Source organism: Spirillospora sp. NPDC048824 (assembly GCF_043198455.1).
Lineage (GTDB): Bacteria > Actinomycetota > Actinomycetes > Streptosporangiales > Streptosporangiaceae > Spirillospora.
On the sequence record NZ_JBICUS010000006.1, the window covers coordinates 47336 to 61839 of the forward strand.

Annotated in this window: 9 protein-coding genes; 5 read left to right on the plus strand and 4 right to left on the minus strand. The window is 72.3% G+C overall.

The genetic code is table 11. The features are described from left to right. Positions 1–218: 218 nt before the first annotated feature. The 3 genes from ACGFIS_RS13385 (at position 219) to ACGFIS_RS13395 (ending at position 4357) form a co-directional block, all read left to right on the plus strand. Positions 219–1100, plus strand: coding sequence for a universal stress protein (locus tag ACGFIS_RS13385; RefSeq protein WP_392911569.1), 882 nt, complete (start codon positions 219–221; stop codon positions 1098–1100). Between the two features lie 64 nt (positions 1101–1164). After that, positions 1165–1683, plus strand: coding sequence for a hypothetical protein (locus ACGFIS_RS13390; RefSeq protein ID WP_392911571.1), 519 nt, complete (start codon positions 1165–1167; stop codon positions 1681–1683). A gap of 31 nt (positions 1684–1714) precedes the next feature. Next, the gene (locus ACGFIS_RS13395; RefSeq protein ID WP_392970852.1) at positions 1715–4357 is read left to right on the plus strand and encodes a GNAT family N-acetyltransferase; all 2643 of its coding nucleotides are present in this window, start codon (positions 1715–1717) and stop codon (positions 4355–4357) included. A 47-nt stretch (positions 4358–4404) separates the two neighbouring features. Here ACGFIS_RS13395 and ACGFIS_RS13400 read toward each other — a convergent pair whose 3' ends face one another. The 4 genes from ACGFIS_RS13400 to ACGFIS_RS13415 form a co-directional block, all read right to left on the minus strand. After that, a complete protein-coding gene (locus tag ACGFIS_RS13400; RefSeq protein WP_392970855.1) occupies positions 4405–4911 on the minus strand; it encodes an HPP family protein in 507 nt (168 codons plus the stop codon). 127 nt (positions 4912–5038) lie between these two features. Then, complete coding sequence (locus ACGFIS_RS13405) at positions 5039–7657, minus strand: cation-translocating P-type ATPase (protein ID WP_392970858.1); 2619 nt, start codon at positions 7655–7657, stop codon at positions 5039–5041. After that, positions 7654–7809 (minus strand): hypothetical protein, encoded by a 156-nt coding sequence (locus tag ACGFIS_RS13410; RefSeq protein WP_392970861.1) that lies wholly within the window; start codon positions 7807–7809, stop codon positions 7654–7656. The genes ACGFIS_RS13405 and ACGFIS_RS13410 overlap by 4 nt, the downstream gene beginning before the upstream one ends. Before the next feature lie 176 nt (positions 7810–7985). Further along, complete coding sequence (locus tag ACGFIS_RS13415) at positions 7986–12863, minus strand: lysylphosphatidylglycerol synthase domain-containing protein (RefSeq protein WP_392970864.1); 4878 nt, start codon at positions 12861–12863, stop codon at positions 7986–7988. 351 nt (positions 12864–13214) lie between these two features. Here ACGFIS_RS13415 and ACGFIS_RS13420 point away from each other — a divergent pair, with 351 nt between their 5' ends. Together ACGFIS_RS13420 and ACGFIS_RS13425 are read left to right on the plus strand one after the other, a co-directional pair. Next, positions 13215–13961, plus strand: a complete 747-nt coding sequence (locus tag ACGFIS_RS13420) for a hypothetical protein (RefSeq protein ID WP_392970867.1) — start codon at positions 13215–13217, stop codon at positions 13959–13961. 98 nt (positions 13962–14059) lie between these two features. Beyond that, a complete protein-coding gene (locus ACGFIS_RS13425; RefSeq protein WP_392911585.1) occupies positions 14060–14425 on the plus strand; it encodes a hypothetical protein in 366 nt (121 codons plus the stop codon). The last annotated feature ends 79 nt before the right edge of the window (positions 14426–14504 follow it).

Genomic DNA, 14504 nt, shown 5'->3' on the forward strand with positions numbered 1-14504 from the left:
GATCTCAGCTGATCACCGTGCTCCTGTGACGGTCGCCGGGCATCGGTCCCGGGACCGGTGGACCAACGTCCCCTCTCAGGCGATCCACCGGTCCCGGCTCCGCCCCGCCCCGCTGGAAGGCCGAAGGTCCCTCCAGTTCCGGACTGATGCCCTCTATGTGGGAAGGACGCCACGAGAAACGCTGGTGCAGGAACCCGATGCATGAGGTGGGAGCAGGTATGAGTGCCGAGCAGATCATTGGTGTCGCTGTCGGTTATGACGGCTCCCCCGAGGGGATCCGTGCCCTGGACTGGGCCGCCGGCGAGGCCCGGGCTCGGGGCCTGCCGCTGACCGTGATCCACGCGTGGCAGGTCTACATCGGGAGCCCGGTGGCCATGCCCATGGTTGACCTGGGCACCATGGCGCAGGAGACCCTGGACGGCGGCGTCGAGCACCTCCGCAAGCACGCCCCCGATGTGCCGGTGCGGGGCGTGCTCGTATGCGGGCAGGCGGCCGCCGAGTTGATCGAGGCGGGCAAGAGCGCCGATCTGATCGTGCTGGGGCCGCGAGGCCTCGGGGGGTTCGCCGGACTGATGCTCGGATCGGTCAGCGCCCAGGTGGCCGCGCACGCCACGTGCCCCGTCGTCATCGCCCGAGGTGACGTGGACCGGCACCCGGGGACGAAGCCGGGACGCGTCGTGGTCGGCGTGGACGGTTCGCCGGCCTCCCGGGCCGCGCTGGCGATGGCGTTCGCCGAGGCCGAGTTGCACGGGTCGTCCGTGCACGCCGTGGTCGCCTGGGAGTCGGTGCCCGTGGACGATCTGCCGCCGCTGGCCGACGAGGACGGCATGCGTGAGGCGGCCCGCACGCGCCTGGATCAGCTGATGATCCCCTTGCGTGAACGTCACCCCGGCGTCGATGTGCGGGCCGAGGTCGTGGCCGGGCCGCCGCGTCAGGTTCTGCTGGACGCCTCGGACGACGCGCGTCTGCTCGTCGTCGGCTCGCGAGGGCTGGGCGGCTTCCGCGGTCTGCTGCTCGGATCGGTCAGCCACGCCCTGGTTCAGCACGCCCCCTGCCCCGTAGCGGTCGCGCACGCGCCTCGGCGGAACGCGGGCGACTAGGACGCAGACGCTCGGGCGGCCGAGGACATACAGAACGCCGGGCACGGCGGGCCAGGGAGGAAACATGACCGGTACAGGCGTCGGAATGGTGGATGCGGCCGTTCTGGAAGGTCGGCTGCGGGAGCATCACAGGCGTTGCCTACCTGCTTTGAGCAGGCTCAAGCTGCTGGCGAGGGACGGCTGGGAGACGGCCACCGACGTGCGAGCCGCCACCGCGGAGGTCATGGTCGAACTGGACGCCGCCGAATCGATTCTGCTCGATGCCTTATCGGGAAGCGTTCGCCGCGATGCTCTTGCGCATTTTCTCGCCTGCCGCGTCAATCGGCTCACGGTCATCGCCGAACATGCCGCGGTGACGGCCGACGCCGGCGACCTCCCCGTACTGCGACGCATGCTCTATCAGTTCCATGCCCTGGCCGTGGCCATGTGGAAAGTGCAACTGGGACTGCAGACGCATGGACGGCGTCCCATGATCGAGGTCGGGGCGGTCCCCAAACCGTCGGCACCGGGCGTGAGGAACGCCCCGGCCCGTCCGGTGAGAACGGGACCAAAGTCCCGGCCGCAGGTGACCTTGGGACGCTGATCCGCGACCCGCACGGTCAGAGGCTGGAGACATGACAGAGCAGCTTTCCGGCGCGCGGGCGTTCGCGCTGCTGACCGATGGGACGCAGATAGAGATCAGGCGGCTCGGCGCGGCGGACCTGGACGCGGTGCGCGAGCTGCATCAGGGGCTGTGCGAGGAAAGCCTGTATCTGCGGTTCTTCGGCCTGAACCGGGCCATGGCCGGGCATGTGGCCGAGCGGGTCTGCCGGACGGAGGGCCGCGATCATGCGGCGCTCGGCGCCTGGCTGCGCGGTGACCTGATCGGGGTGGCGGAGTACGAACCGACCGGTGTGCCGGGCGAGGCGGAGATCGCGATGGCGGTCGCCGACCGGATGCACCACCGCGGTGTCGGGACGCTTCTCCTGGAACATCTGGGGTCGCTTGCCCGCGCCGGCGGAATCGTCGCGTTCCGAGCCGACACGCTGCCGGGGAACGACGCGATGCTGCGGGTGTTCGCCGACGCTGGGATGCCGGTCCGGCAGCTGATGTCGGGGGGTGTCGTCGAGGTGACGATCCCGCTGGTGTCCGACGACGGATATCTGGACGCGGTCGCCGAACGGGAGCGCAGCGCGGACGTGGCGAGCCTGGAGCCGCTGCTGCGGCCCCGGGTCATCGCGGTCATCGGGGCGTCCCGCAGGCGCGGGACGGTCGGCGCCGAACTGCTGCACAACATCGTTTCGGGCGGGTTCAAGGGCGCGGTGTACGCGGTGAACCCGCACGGTGCGGGGACGGACATGCACGGTGTCCCTTGCGTGGCGAGGCTCGCCGACCTGCCCGAGCCGCCCGATCTCGCTGTCATCACGGTGCCCGCGTACGCGGTGCCCGGGGTGGCGGCGGCGTGCGGGCGGTTCGGGACGTCCGCGCTGGTGGTGGTCAGCTCCGGCCTGACCGCCGAGCAGGGGCACGGCCTGCTGGCCGCCTGCCGCGAGCACGGGATGCGGCTGGTCGGGCCGAACTGCCTGGGCATCGCCAACACCGGGATCTGGCTGGACGCGACGTTCGGCGCGCACCGTCCCGCGCTGGGGGGTGCGGGCGTCGTCGTGCAGTCGGGCGGTGTGGGGATCGCCCTGATCGAGGAGCTGTCGCGGCTGGGCGTCGGGGTCTCCACGTTCGCGTCCGTCGGGGACAAGTACGACGTCAGCGCCAACGACATGCTGATGTGGTGGGAGTCGGACCAGACGACCCGGTTGGGCATCGTCCATGTGGAGTCGTTCGGCAATCCCCGCAAGTTCGCCCGGACGGCGCGCCGGGTCGCCGCGCGGATGCCGCTGCTGACCGTCCTGGCCGGACGGTCCGCGCCGGGCACCCGGGCCGCCGTGTCGCACACCGCGGCGGCCGCGACCCCGGAACTGACCCGCCGGGCGCTGTTCGAGCAGGCCGGGATCGTGGCGACCGACGATCTGGGTGAGCTGGTCGACGCCGCCGCGCTGCTGGCGACCCAGCCGCTCCCGGCCGGGCCGCGGGTGGCGGTGGTGTCCAACGCGGGCGGCGCCGGGGTACTGGCCGCCGACGCCTGCGCCGACGCCGGGCTCGTCGTGCCGGTCCTGGACGCGGCCACGCGGCACGTCCTGGCCGGCCTGCTGCCAGATTGCGCGGCGGTCGCCAACCCCGTCGACACCACCGCCGCCGTGTCCGCCGAACGGTTCCGCGACGCCATCGAGGCGGTCGCCGCCGACGACGCCGTGGACGTCGTCCTGGCGCTGGTGGCGCCGACCGCGCTCGGCGACCTGCGGGGCGCGCTCGGCGGCATCGGAAAGCCGCTGGCGGCGGTGGTCCTCGGACAGGCGGAGACGGTCACGATCACCGATGAGGCGATCCCGTGCTACGCCTACCCGGAGGGCGCCGCCCGCGCGCTCGCCCACGCCTGGTCCTACGCGCGGCGTCGGAACCTTCCGCAGCAGGCGCCGCCTGCGCTGCCCGGCCTGAACCCGGACGAGGCGGCCGCCGTCATCGCCCGATACCTCGACCGTGCACCGGACGGCGGCTGGCTGCCACCCGCCGACGCGTTCGGGCTGCTGGGGTCCTACGGGCTGCCGGTGGCCCGGTGGCGCTGGGCCCGGACCGAGGACGAGGCGGTCGCGGCGGCACGTGACCTGGGTGTGCCGGTGGCGCTGAAGGCACACGTCTCAGGTGTGGTGCACAAGACCGCGGCGGGCGCGCTGGAACTGGGCCTGGACGGGGAGGAGGCCGTCCGCGCGGCGTTCGGCCGGCTGTCGGAACGGTTCGGCGGCGATGTGGAGGGGACGCTCGTCCAGGCCATGGCGGACGACGGCGTCGAGGTGCTGTGCGGCGCCGTCCAGGACGAGGTGTTCGGGCCGGTGGTGATCTTCGGGGCCGGGGGCGTCGACACCGACGCCCTGGCCGACCGCGCCGCCCGGCTCGCGCCGCTGACCGGCCGCGAGGCCGACGACCTGATCCGCGCCCCCCGGCTGTCGGCGCTGCTGCTCGGCCACCCGGCGCGCCCGCCCGGCGATCTGGTGGGGCTGCGCGAGGTGCTGCTCCGGCTCTCCCGGCTGGCGGCCGACCACCCCGAGATCGCCGAGCTGGACCTCAACCCCACCATCGTCCGCCCGGACGGGACCGTGGCCGTCGACGCACGCGTCCGCCTCGCACCCCGCCGGGCCTGGGACCCCTACCTGCGCCGCCTCCGCTGAGCCATGCCGGCCAGACGGCACTCGCAGCCGGACGGCACTCGCAGCGGTCAGCTTCGATCCGGGTGGGCCGGTGCGGTGCTCGGCAGGACGGGTTCGATCCGGTAGAGGGACGGCATGCCTCCGCTGGGAGGCGCGATGTCCCGCTCGGCTCCGGCCAGGGCGGTGATCAGGTCGCGTGCGGTGATCAGCCCGACCAGGCAGCCGTGGTCATCGGTCACCGCCACATGGTCGTTGCCGGCTTCGAGCATGGCGCGTGCCGCCTCGGGGATGGTGGCCGACGGCCGCACCGTCATGGGCGGCGGGGACGGCAGGAGCGACGTCACCGGCCGGCGGGCGTGCTGGGGGACGGCGGCGTTCCACGTCGCGGTCAGGGTCTGGGCGTCGACGACTCCGACGAAGCCGCCCTCGTCATCGGCGACGGGCAGGTGATGCACCCCGGCCTTGCACATCAGCTCCCAGGCCATCAGGACCGATTCGCTCGTGGCGATGGTGAGCAGGTCCCTGGTCATCATCTCGCCGGCGGTGCGCTGCTCCAGCGGCGGACGCGTCATCATGGCTCCTCCTGGCGGTCTGGCTGGCAATCTGGCCTGTCATCTCACGTCCAGCTTCGCTGCCGGACCGGTGCGGTGTTAGGGGCGAACGTCCTGTCTCGAAACGTCCCGTCTCGCTGCACGGACGGCGTCAGCGGGCGCGTTGGACGTACTTGAGGGCTTCCACCGCCATGTAGGAAACGGCGGCGATGACGATGATGCGTGCCCAGGCGGCGGCGGTGAGCGGCGCGGAGTGGAACACGTCGTTCATGGCGGGTGTGTAGGTGTAGATCAGCTGGATCGCGATGAGGGCCAGACCGCTGACGGCCACCCAGGGGTTGCGGCGGATGCCGCGCCACAGCAGGGGGCGGTCCAGCGACAGGCAGTTGAACATGTAGGTCAGCAGGGTCAGCGCGAAGACGTTGACGACGATCGTCTGCGCGGTCTCGGGGGTCGCGCCGTGGGCCCGTTCCCAGTGCTGGAGGCCGAAGGAGCCGGCGAGCAGGATCGCCGAGACCAGCAGGATCCGGGCGGTCAGCGCGCGGGAGATCAGCGGCAGGCCGGGGTCGCGCGGCGGACGGAGCATGATGTGCTCGTCCTTGGGTTCGACGGCGAACGGCAGGCCGAGGACGAGCACCGCGGTCATGTTCAGCCACAGCACCTGCAGCGGCAGGATCGGCAGCGCGGTGTTCACGGCGATCGCGGCGACCAGCACCAGGCCGAGCCCGACGTTGGACGGCAGCGCCCAGACGATGAACTTGACGAGGTTGTCGAAGACGCCGCGTCCCTCCTCGACGGCCTGCTCGATGGAGGTGAAGTCGTCGCCGGTGAGGACCATGTCGGCGGACTCCTTGGCGGCGTCGGTGCCGGTGCGTCCCATCGCGACGCCGATGTCGGCCTGCTTGAGGGCGGGCGCGTCGTTGACGCCGTCGCCGGTCATCGCGATGACGTGCCCGGCGCCCTGGAGGGTCTGGACGAGGCGGAGCTTCTGCTCGGGGGAGACGCGGGCGAAGACGGTGGTGGCCTGGACGCGTTCGGGGGAGAGGTCGGCGGTGAGTTCGTCGCCGGTCATGACGTCGCCGTGCAGCCCGACGCGGGTGCCGATGGCGCGGGCGGTGGCGGCATGGTCACCGGTGATCATCTTGACCTGGACGCCCGCGTCGTGGCAGGTCCGGACGGCTCGGGCGGCGTCGGCGCGCGGCGGGTCCAGCATGGCCTGCAGGCCCAGGAACGTCAGCCGGGGCAGCTCGTCCAGGCCGGGGGCGTCGGTGTGCCCGCAGGCGAACGCCAGCACCCGCAGGGCCTGCCCGCCGTAGTCCTCGGCGCGGGCGGTGACGGCGGCCGGGTCCAGCGGGACCGGGGAGCCGTCCGGGCCGGCGGCGTCGCCGCACAGTTCCAGGATCCGCTCGACGGGGCCCTTGACGTAGACGGTGCCGTCCTCGTGCAGGGTGGCCATGTAGCGGCGCTCGGAACCGAAGGGGAGCGTCGCGGTGCGGTGCGGGGCGTGTTCGAGGCCGGCCTTGGCGGCGCTGGTCAGCAGGGCGCCCTCGGTCGGATCCCCGGTGATCGTCCACTGTCCGCCGGTGTCGACGAGCCGTGCGTCGTTGCAGCCCAGGCCGGCCAGCAGCGTCTCCCGCAGCACGGGATGCCCGGCGAGGTCGGCCGCCCGGCCGTCCAGCCGCACCTCGCCGGCGGGGGCGTAGCCGGTGCCGGTCACGGTGTAGTCCCGGCCGCCCGCGGTGACGGCGGTGACGGTCATCTGGTTCTGGGTCAGGGTGCCGGTCTTGTCGGTGCAGATGACGGTGGTGCCGCCGAGCGTCTCCACGGCGGGCAGGTGCCGCACGATCGCGCCGCGGTGGACCATCCGGGCGACGCCGAGCGCCAGCGTGATCGTCACGATGGCGGGCAGGCCCTCGGGGATCGCGCCGACCGCGAGCGCGACCGCGGCGGTCAGCATCTCGGCCCTGTCCCGGCCGTACAGCACCCCGATCAGGAAGGTCAGCGCGGCCAGCGCCAGGATCGCCACCGTGACGATCTTGCTGAACTGGGTGATCTTGCGGGTGAGGGGCGTCTGCACCGCGGTGGTGGTGTGCACCAGCCGGTGGATGTCGCCGAGTTCGGTGTCCGCGCCGGTGGCCACCACCACTCCGGCGGCCCGGCCGGCGGTGACCAGCGTCCCGGAGTAGGCCATGGCGGTGCGGTCGGCGAGAGAGACCTCGGGTAGCGCCGCCGGGTCCTTGGTGACGGGCACCGATTCGCCGGTCAGCGTCGACTCGTCCACGGCCAGTTCGTCGGTGCGCAGCAGCCGCAGGTCGGCGGGGACCTTGTCGCCCGCCTCCAGCTCGACCAGATCGCCGCGGACCAGCCCGGCCGCCGGGACCCGCGACGCCGCACCGTCGCGGACGACCGTCGCGATCGTCTGCGTCATCGCGGCCAGGGCGGTCAGCGCCTTCTCGGCCCGCGACTCCTGGACGAACCCCACGACCGCGTTCACGATCACCACGCCGAGGATCACGACCGCGTCCACGTGCTCACCGAGCAGCGCCGTCACGACCGCCGCCACCAGCAGGACGTAGATCAGCGGGCTGTTGAACTGCAGCAGGAACCGCACCACCGGGCCGCGGCCCCGCGCGGCGGGCAGCGCGTTGGGACCCTCGCGCTCCAGCCGGGCGGCGGCCTCGGCCGAGGTCAACCCGTGCGACATGTCGCCGCCGAGGTCGCGCACGATCTCGGCGGCGGTTCTGCGGTAGGGCGCGAGATCCGTCGTCATCGAAGTTCGGCCGACCGCTCGTCGTACTCCCCGGTGCCGATCGAAGCCGCCACCCGCAGCCGCATCCGGCCGGACCGGCCGCCGTCGCCCGCGTATCCCCGGCCGTCGCCGGGATCGGCGACCACCTGGGCGCATCCGATGTTCACGGCCACACCTCCTGTTCACCCTCAGTTTGTGATCTCCGTCCGCGTACCCCCAGGGGCGAAGGTCCCCCGGATCGGCGGACCCAAGCCCCCTGAACGCCGCGCCTGCGGGCGGCGAGCCTCGAAAGCCGCCGGAGCTCACGCCCACGCCGCCTTCGGTGCGCAGCGGGCGGGACGCCGGGGCGTCACCCGCGTCCAGGACGCCGACGACGCCAGGCCGTGCGTGACGGCCGAGGGCCTCGCGGGCGGCCAGGCGCAGCGGCGTGGGAGATCAGGGCGCCGGGCAGGATCGGGAGCCAGAAGCTGAGGATCCTGTAGAGCAGGACGGTCACGACCGCTTCGGTCGGGCCGGTCCCGAGGGCGACCAGGGCCAGCGCGAAGAGGGGTTCGACGATGCCCAGGCCTCCCGGGAGGGGACCGAGAAGGCGCAGCGGGATCAGCAGGAGATACACCGACGCCAGCGTTGCGGCGGAGAGCGGCACGTTCATGGCGTGGCCCACGGCCACGAAGGTCAGCACCGAGCACGTGGTGACCATGGAGCTGCCGGCGAGGAGCGCGATGAGGTGCCTGGGTCTGTGCGACCGCCGGGACGGTCCCGCCGCGACGGCCCTCAGCGGCAGGATGATCTCGGCCCGGCGGCGCCACAGGAGGGCCGTGCCGAGCAACGCGACCGCCGAAACCGCGAGGATCAGCGGCCCGGACCATGCCGGAGAGCGCAGCGTCCCCCACCCTTGTGCGGCGGCGGATGCCAGGGCCAGCGCCAGGGCGATCAGATGGACGAGCGCACCGGTCAGTCTCGTGAGCGCGACGGTCTGGGTGGCTTCGTGTGGTCCGGCTCCATGGTCGCGGAGGTAGCCGCCCAGAACGACGGCGCCGCCCCGTCCGGTCGGATGCTGGCGGGAGGCGTAGGACGCGGCGACCTGGCGCACGTAGGTGCGTCCGAAGGCCAGGTTGCGCGGGGAGGCGCCCATCAAGGAGAGCGCACCCGCTGCGTAGGAGGCCGCCACCAGCAATGTTGCCGCGAGGAGCCAGCGTATGTGGGCGTCGGCGAGGACGGTCATCGGGGAACGCGGGCCCGTGATGCCGATGAGCGCGTGGTAGGTGACGTATCCGACGAGGACGAGCAGCAGCAGGAACCAGGGCCGGGACGGGATCCGCGACAGCGGCCGGGGAGCGACGCGGGTGGCGCCCGCACCGGTCAACGCCGTGCGAAGCTCATCCAGGAGGAGCGGGTGTTCCCGCAGCATCGTCCGTGTGGCGCCCGCCAGGGCGAGGGGCTGCAGGTAGGGCGCGGCGGCCTCGGCGGCGGGAAGCCCGAGCACGTCGACCGCCGCCCGGACGGAGCGCCGCGGGCCGGTGACGAGGGCCGTGGAGACGAGGAGTTCGGCCACGTCCTGGGCCAGCCGGCCGTCGCCGGCGGCGTCCTCGGCGAAACCGAAGTCGACGAGGACGGGACGGCCGCCGGTGTCGATGAGGACGTTCGCCAGCCGCAGGTCGCGGTGGGCGATACGCGCCGCGTGGAGTTTCGCGACCTGCGACCACAGGCGGCGCAGGCAGGGGTCGTCCAGCGAGTGGACGGGGCGGCCGCCGGTGTCGATGGCCTCCTCGGCGAGGATCCAGGTGCCGGGCCCGGCGGGCGCCACACCGATGACGGCGGGGACGCGCGCGCCCGCGGCCGACGCCCGCATCAGCATGTACGCCTCGTGCTCGACCTGCCGTTTGGGGCTCGCCATCGGCGTCTCGTCCTCGACCTCGCGGTACAGGAGGAACCGGGCCGCTTTGAACAGCAGGTCCGCGTCCCGGTGGTCGCGGCCGAGCGCCTTGACGAAGACGGCGCGGCCGTCGGCGGTGACGGCGGTGAACGGGACCGAGCCGCGGGCGTCCGCCTTGAGCGGTGCCACGTCCGGCTCGGCCAGCCCGCAGCGGGTGAGACCCGTGGCGACCTGTGCGGGTACCGGGACGTGGTTCGGGGTGCCGCGGACGAGGTGGACGGCGCCGCCGACCGCCCAGCCGAGTGCCGTCCCGGCGACGACGTCGAGCGGGAAGTGGGCGCCGACGTAGACGCGGCTCACCGGCACCGTGATCGCGACCGCCCACAGCACCCAGCGGACCGGGCGGCGGACGTGCGCGGCGGCGACGGCGGCCAGGGCGGCGGCCACGGCGGCGTGGCCGGACACGAACCCGAGGCCGCCCTCGTGCGCGCCCCGCAGCACGACCTCCGACAGCAGCGCCCCGGGACGGCCGCGGTCGGCGAGGTCCTTGATCAGCTTGGCGAGCAGCCACGCCAGGGTGCCGCCCAGGGCCAGGTCGACGGCGAGCCGGACCCGCCGCACCGCCAGCGCGGCCGCCGCGGTCACCGCGACCGCGCCGAGGGCACCGGTCTGCATCACGAGGTTGACCGGCCAGAACAACCAGCCGGGCAGGTCGTTGACGAGGCGGAAGACGTCCGCCTCCGCGTCCAGCAGGAAACCGTCCGCGGCGAAAATGGCCAGGGACAGGCAGGCACCGAGCCCGATGGCGAGACGGATCACATCGGCGGGATGCCGCGCCGTGGCGGGCGCCCTCGGAGGGAACAGGCCGAACCGGGCCGACGACAGACCGGGGACACCGAGCCGCCTGCGAAAGGCCCGCGAGGACGCCTTCCCCCCATGGCCCCGCTCTCCGTGATCTCGCTCTCGGTGGTCTCGGTCTCGGTGATCTCGGTCTCCGTGGTCTCGGGGCGGGGCGGTGAGCTTGGCCGTCGCGGCCGGGCCGAGGACGCGCCGCGCCGCCGCCAACGCCCGCGCACGCGTGGTGACCGATGCGGTCATGGCGAGCAGCCGGGCCGCGTCGTCGTCGAGCAGTTCCGCCGCCGGGTCCGTCTCCGCGCGTCCCCACCCGACGATCCAGGGACGTCCCCGCCCGTCGACCAGGACGTTCTCCGGCAGGAGGTCGCGGTGGGCGATGCGGTCGCGTCGCAGCGCCGCGCATTGCCGCCACAGGTCGTCCAGGACCTCCGGGTCCGGGTCGCCGGCCTCGGTCAGGGCACGTGCGTCGACGTGGTCCATGACCAGGGCCCAGCTCCCCGGGCCGATCTCGGTCACGAACCGGACGGCCGGGACCCGCGCACCGGCCCGCCGGGCGCGCATCAGCAGGTAGCCCTCATGCTCGGCCAGGTGCTTGGCGGTGGCGAACGGCGGCTCGCCCGGTCTGCGGCGCCACAGACGTCCCAGCCGGTGAAGCGTGTCGGCGTCGCGCTGGTCGCGGCCGATCACCTTGACGAAGAGCCGCCCGTCGGACGTGGTCGCGGCGAAGGGGACCGCGTGCCGCAGGTCGCCCGGTATCCGCTGCACGTCCGCCACCGTCAGCCCATGCGCGGTGAGCGCTTTGTGAACCGCCGTGAGCCGAGGCCGATGCCCCGGCGTCCCGAGGATGACGAGCGCCGCCGCACCCACGGCCCAGCCCAGCGCCGCTCCTCCCAGCACGTCCAGGGGGAAGTGCGCCCCCATGTAGACCCTGGCGGCCCCGGCGGCGGCGACGACGAGCCACAGGACGCGCCGGTACGGGCGCGGAAGATGAGCACCGGCCACCGTGACGAGGGCGGCGGCCACGGCCGTGTGACCGGCGACGAAACCCGTGCCCCACGGTGTCGCGTCGGCCCGGAGCACGACATCGTCCAGCAGCGCGGCGGGACGCGGCCGTCCGGACACGTCCTTGACGACCTTCGCCAGGATCCACGCGAGCGCCCCGCTGCCGCCCAACGTGACGGCAAGGCGGAACTTGCGGAAACAGACGGCGGCCACGGCGGCGGCCACGACCGCGCCGAGCCAGCCGGCCTGCATCACCAGCCACACCGGCAGCTCGATCGCGTCGGGTAGGTCGTTCACCAGCCGGAGCAGATCGACGTCCCAGCTGGGCACGCCCCGGCTCACCACGACCAGCACGGCCAGCGAAACCAGGGCGAGCACCAGCCGGACGGCGTCCATCGGGTGGCGGAACGCGGCCTCGCGCGGCCGCGCCGCCGTAACCGGGCGGACCCACCGCCACCACAGCCACAACAGCCCGCCCGCCGGCAGGTAGAGCAGGTAAGTGAAGAACCGGAACAGCAGCACGCCCGCCGTGGCCGCCGGCAAGTCCGCCCCGGTGAGGTCCAGCCCGCCGATCAGCGCCAGCTCCAGCACGCCCGCGCTGCCCGGCGTGAGGGGAATGGCGGTCACCTGCCGGGCGATCGTGTAGACGGCGAAGGCTTCCAGGACACCCACCCGGGAGACGCCCGCCGCCTGAAGCGACAGATACAGCACCGCGAACACCGACACGTGGTAGCCGGCCGCCGACAGGGTCAGCGCCGGCCACCGGCTGCGGATCAGCTCGCGGGCCTCCCCCTGGAACCGCGCCACACCGCCGGCGTGGTCGCCCACCTGACGGTGCAGCAAACGCAGGAACGGCCCGGCGAGGCGGTACCCGGCGGCCACCACGACGGACGCCGCGCGATCGTTCCAGAGCATGATGCCCGTCAGCGCGACGAGGACGGCGGCCACACCCAACCCCAGGCCCCCTGCCCCGCGCACCTTCTCGGGAACGTCGGACACCATGGCCAGCAGGCCCAGCGCGAGCAGCGGCAACGTCAGCCGTGAGACGAGGTTCCACACCCCGGTCACCAGGACCTGCAACGCGATCGGGGCCGCCCGGAACCCGAGCTGCCGGCACATCGCGACGTTCAGCGCGGCCCCGGCGGCGCCTCCACCCGGCAGGGCGTAGGACAGCGCGGTGGTCACCACGTTGATGACGGCCGCGTGCACGATCCTCAGCCGCGGGAGCGCCGCGCTGAGACCGGCCGCCGAGGCGAGGACCGACAGGACCGTGAACGCCGCCGGCAGGACGAGTTCCATCGGCTCCACCCGGGTCCGCAGAATCTCGGCGACCCGCTCCAGGTCGACCAGGCCCGGCAGGACCTTCCCGAAGATCGCAGCGACGATGAGCAGACCGATGACGCGGCCGAGCCACACCCGGAGACGCCCCCGCCCTTTGCCGCCGTCCCCGGCCGCCGGTGAGGCGACGTGGCCGTCCTTGACGATCTGCGTCACCGGCGTTCTCCTTTTGGAACTTCAACCCCTCCGTGGGATTTCAGCGTCCGCCCCGCACCCTCACCAGGGCAGTGGACGAAGGTCCCCAGCCGCCCGCTGAAGGACCGGGAGTGCCCGCCGCCGGTCAGCACCGGCCCAGAGATCGCGCCAGATGGCGTTGTTGGCCTCCCGGTGCGCCCCTGCCAAGGAACGAGGTCGCTCGCCCGTCGCGAGCGCCGTCTACCTGGCAGGCCCGCCCGAGAGTCCGATTCCGGTCATGTGTACTCAGTCAACGCGCGAACTGGTGTAGACCCGATCTCGATACCCCGTCCCGTCCGACAACAAGGCGTCCTTCCACGAGGAGTTCAAGGCATGGCATCAGGTGACCTCGAAGGACCGGTTCCGGCAGAAGCCGTCCGTGGGCAGCGAGTTCTCGACCTACTGGACAAGGCAATCGACATCCAGAGCCCGCTCGTGCGCAAGAACATCGCTCGGGCCCGCCAACGGGACCCGGAGGCGACACCAGCGCAGGTGATCCGCAATCTGGAGCGGATGTACGTGAGCGCATTGGCCGGGACGGGTGCCGCAGTCGGAGGAACTGCGGCCGCGCCCGGCGTCGGCACAGGAGTCGCACTGGCGCTGTCGGCGGGCGAGGTTTTCTCGTCTCTCGAACTGAGCACCCTTTTCGCGCTCTCGATCGCCGAAGTCCACGGAATCCCCATCGACGAGATCGAACGCCGCCGAACGATCGTGATGGGGATAATGCTCGGCGGGTCCGGCTCCAAGACCATCGGCAAGGTCGCCGAGCGTACGGGGCAACACTGGGGACGTCAGGTCGTCGCGAAGGTGCCGGTCGAAACGTTGCGCCAGATCAACAAGATCTTGGGGAAGAACTTCGTCACGAAGTACGGGACCAAGCAGGGAATCATCGTTCTCGGCCGAGTGACGCCGTTCGGTATCGGCGCCGTGATCGGTGGCGGCGCCAACGCCGCCCTCGCGACTCTGACCGTGAGGGCCGGTCGTCGCGCATTCGGCGCACCCCCGACGTCGTGGCCAGGGATGACGGACAGCACACCGCCAACGTCCGAGAACTCGGACGGCGGCCTCCCGGCGGACTGAGTGCCGGAACCCCCGCAATTCCCCTAGCCCTGCTCGCGAGTGATGGGGGCCCTGATCTCGCGAGCGATTGCACAGAATGGCACAGACAGGCAGGTCACATGAGATTCGGCAGAGGCCGCCGCAAACGTCGCGAGCAGCCCGCAGACGCCAGTGGATCGCTGAGTGCGAAGCTCCAGGAACTCCAGAAGAGGCACGATGAGCTGCTTGCGGAGCTGGCGGAAGCTCAGCGGAAGGTCGCTGACGCCGGCTCAACCCGCCGTCAGCTCGAAGACCAGCTGAAAACCCTGAAAGGGCGATCCGAGGCTGAAGGCATCGCAGAACGCTACGAGCAGGCGACGGTGAGCGAAAAGAACCTGATCAGCCTTGAGAGCGAGATGCGGAAGAATCTGGATGTGTTCATTATCCAGAAGAAGAAGATAGAGGAACAGATTGGACAGCTGAAAAGCCTGACCGAGGCGGACTGATACCCCGAAGGCCACCGGGCGCGCTGTGGTCACCCCTGGCCGCAGGCGGTTGGGCTCGGTGGTTGCGGCAAATCGTCCG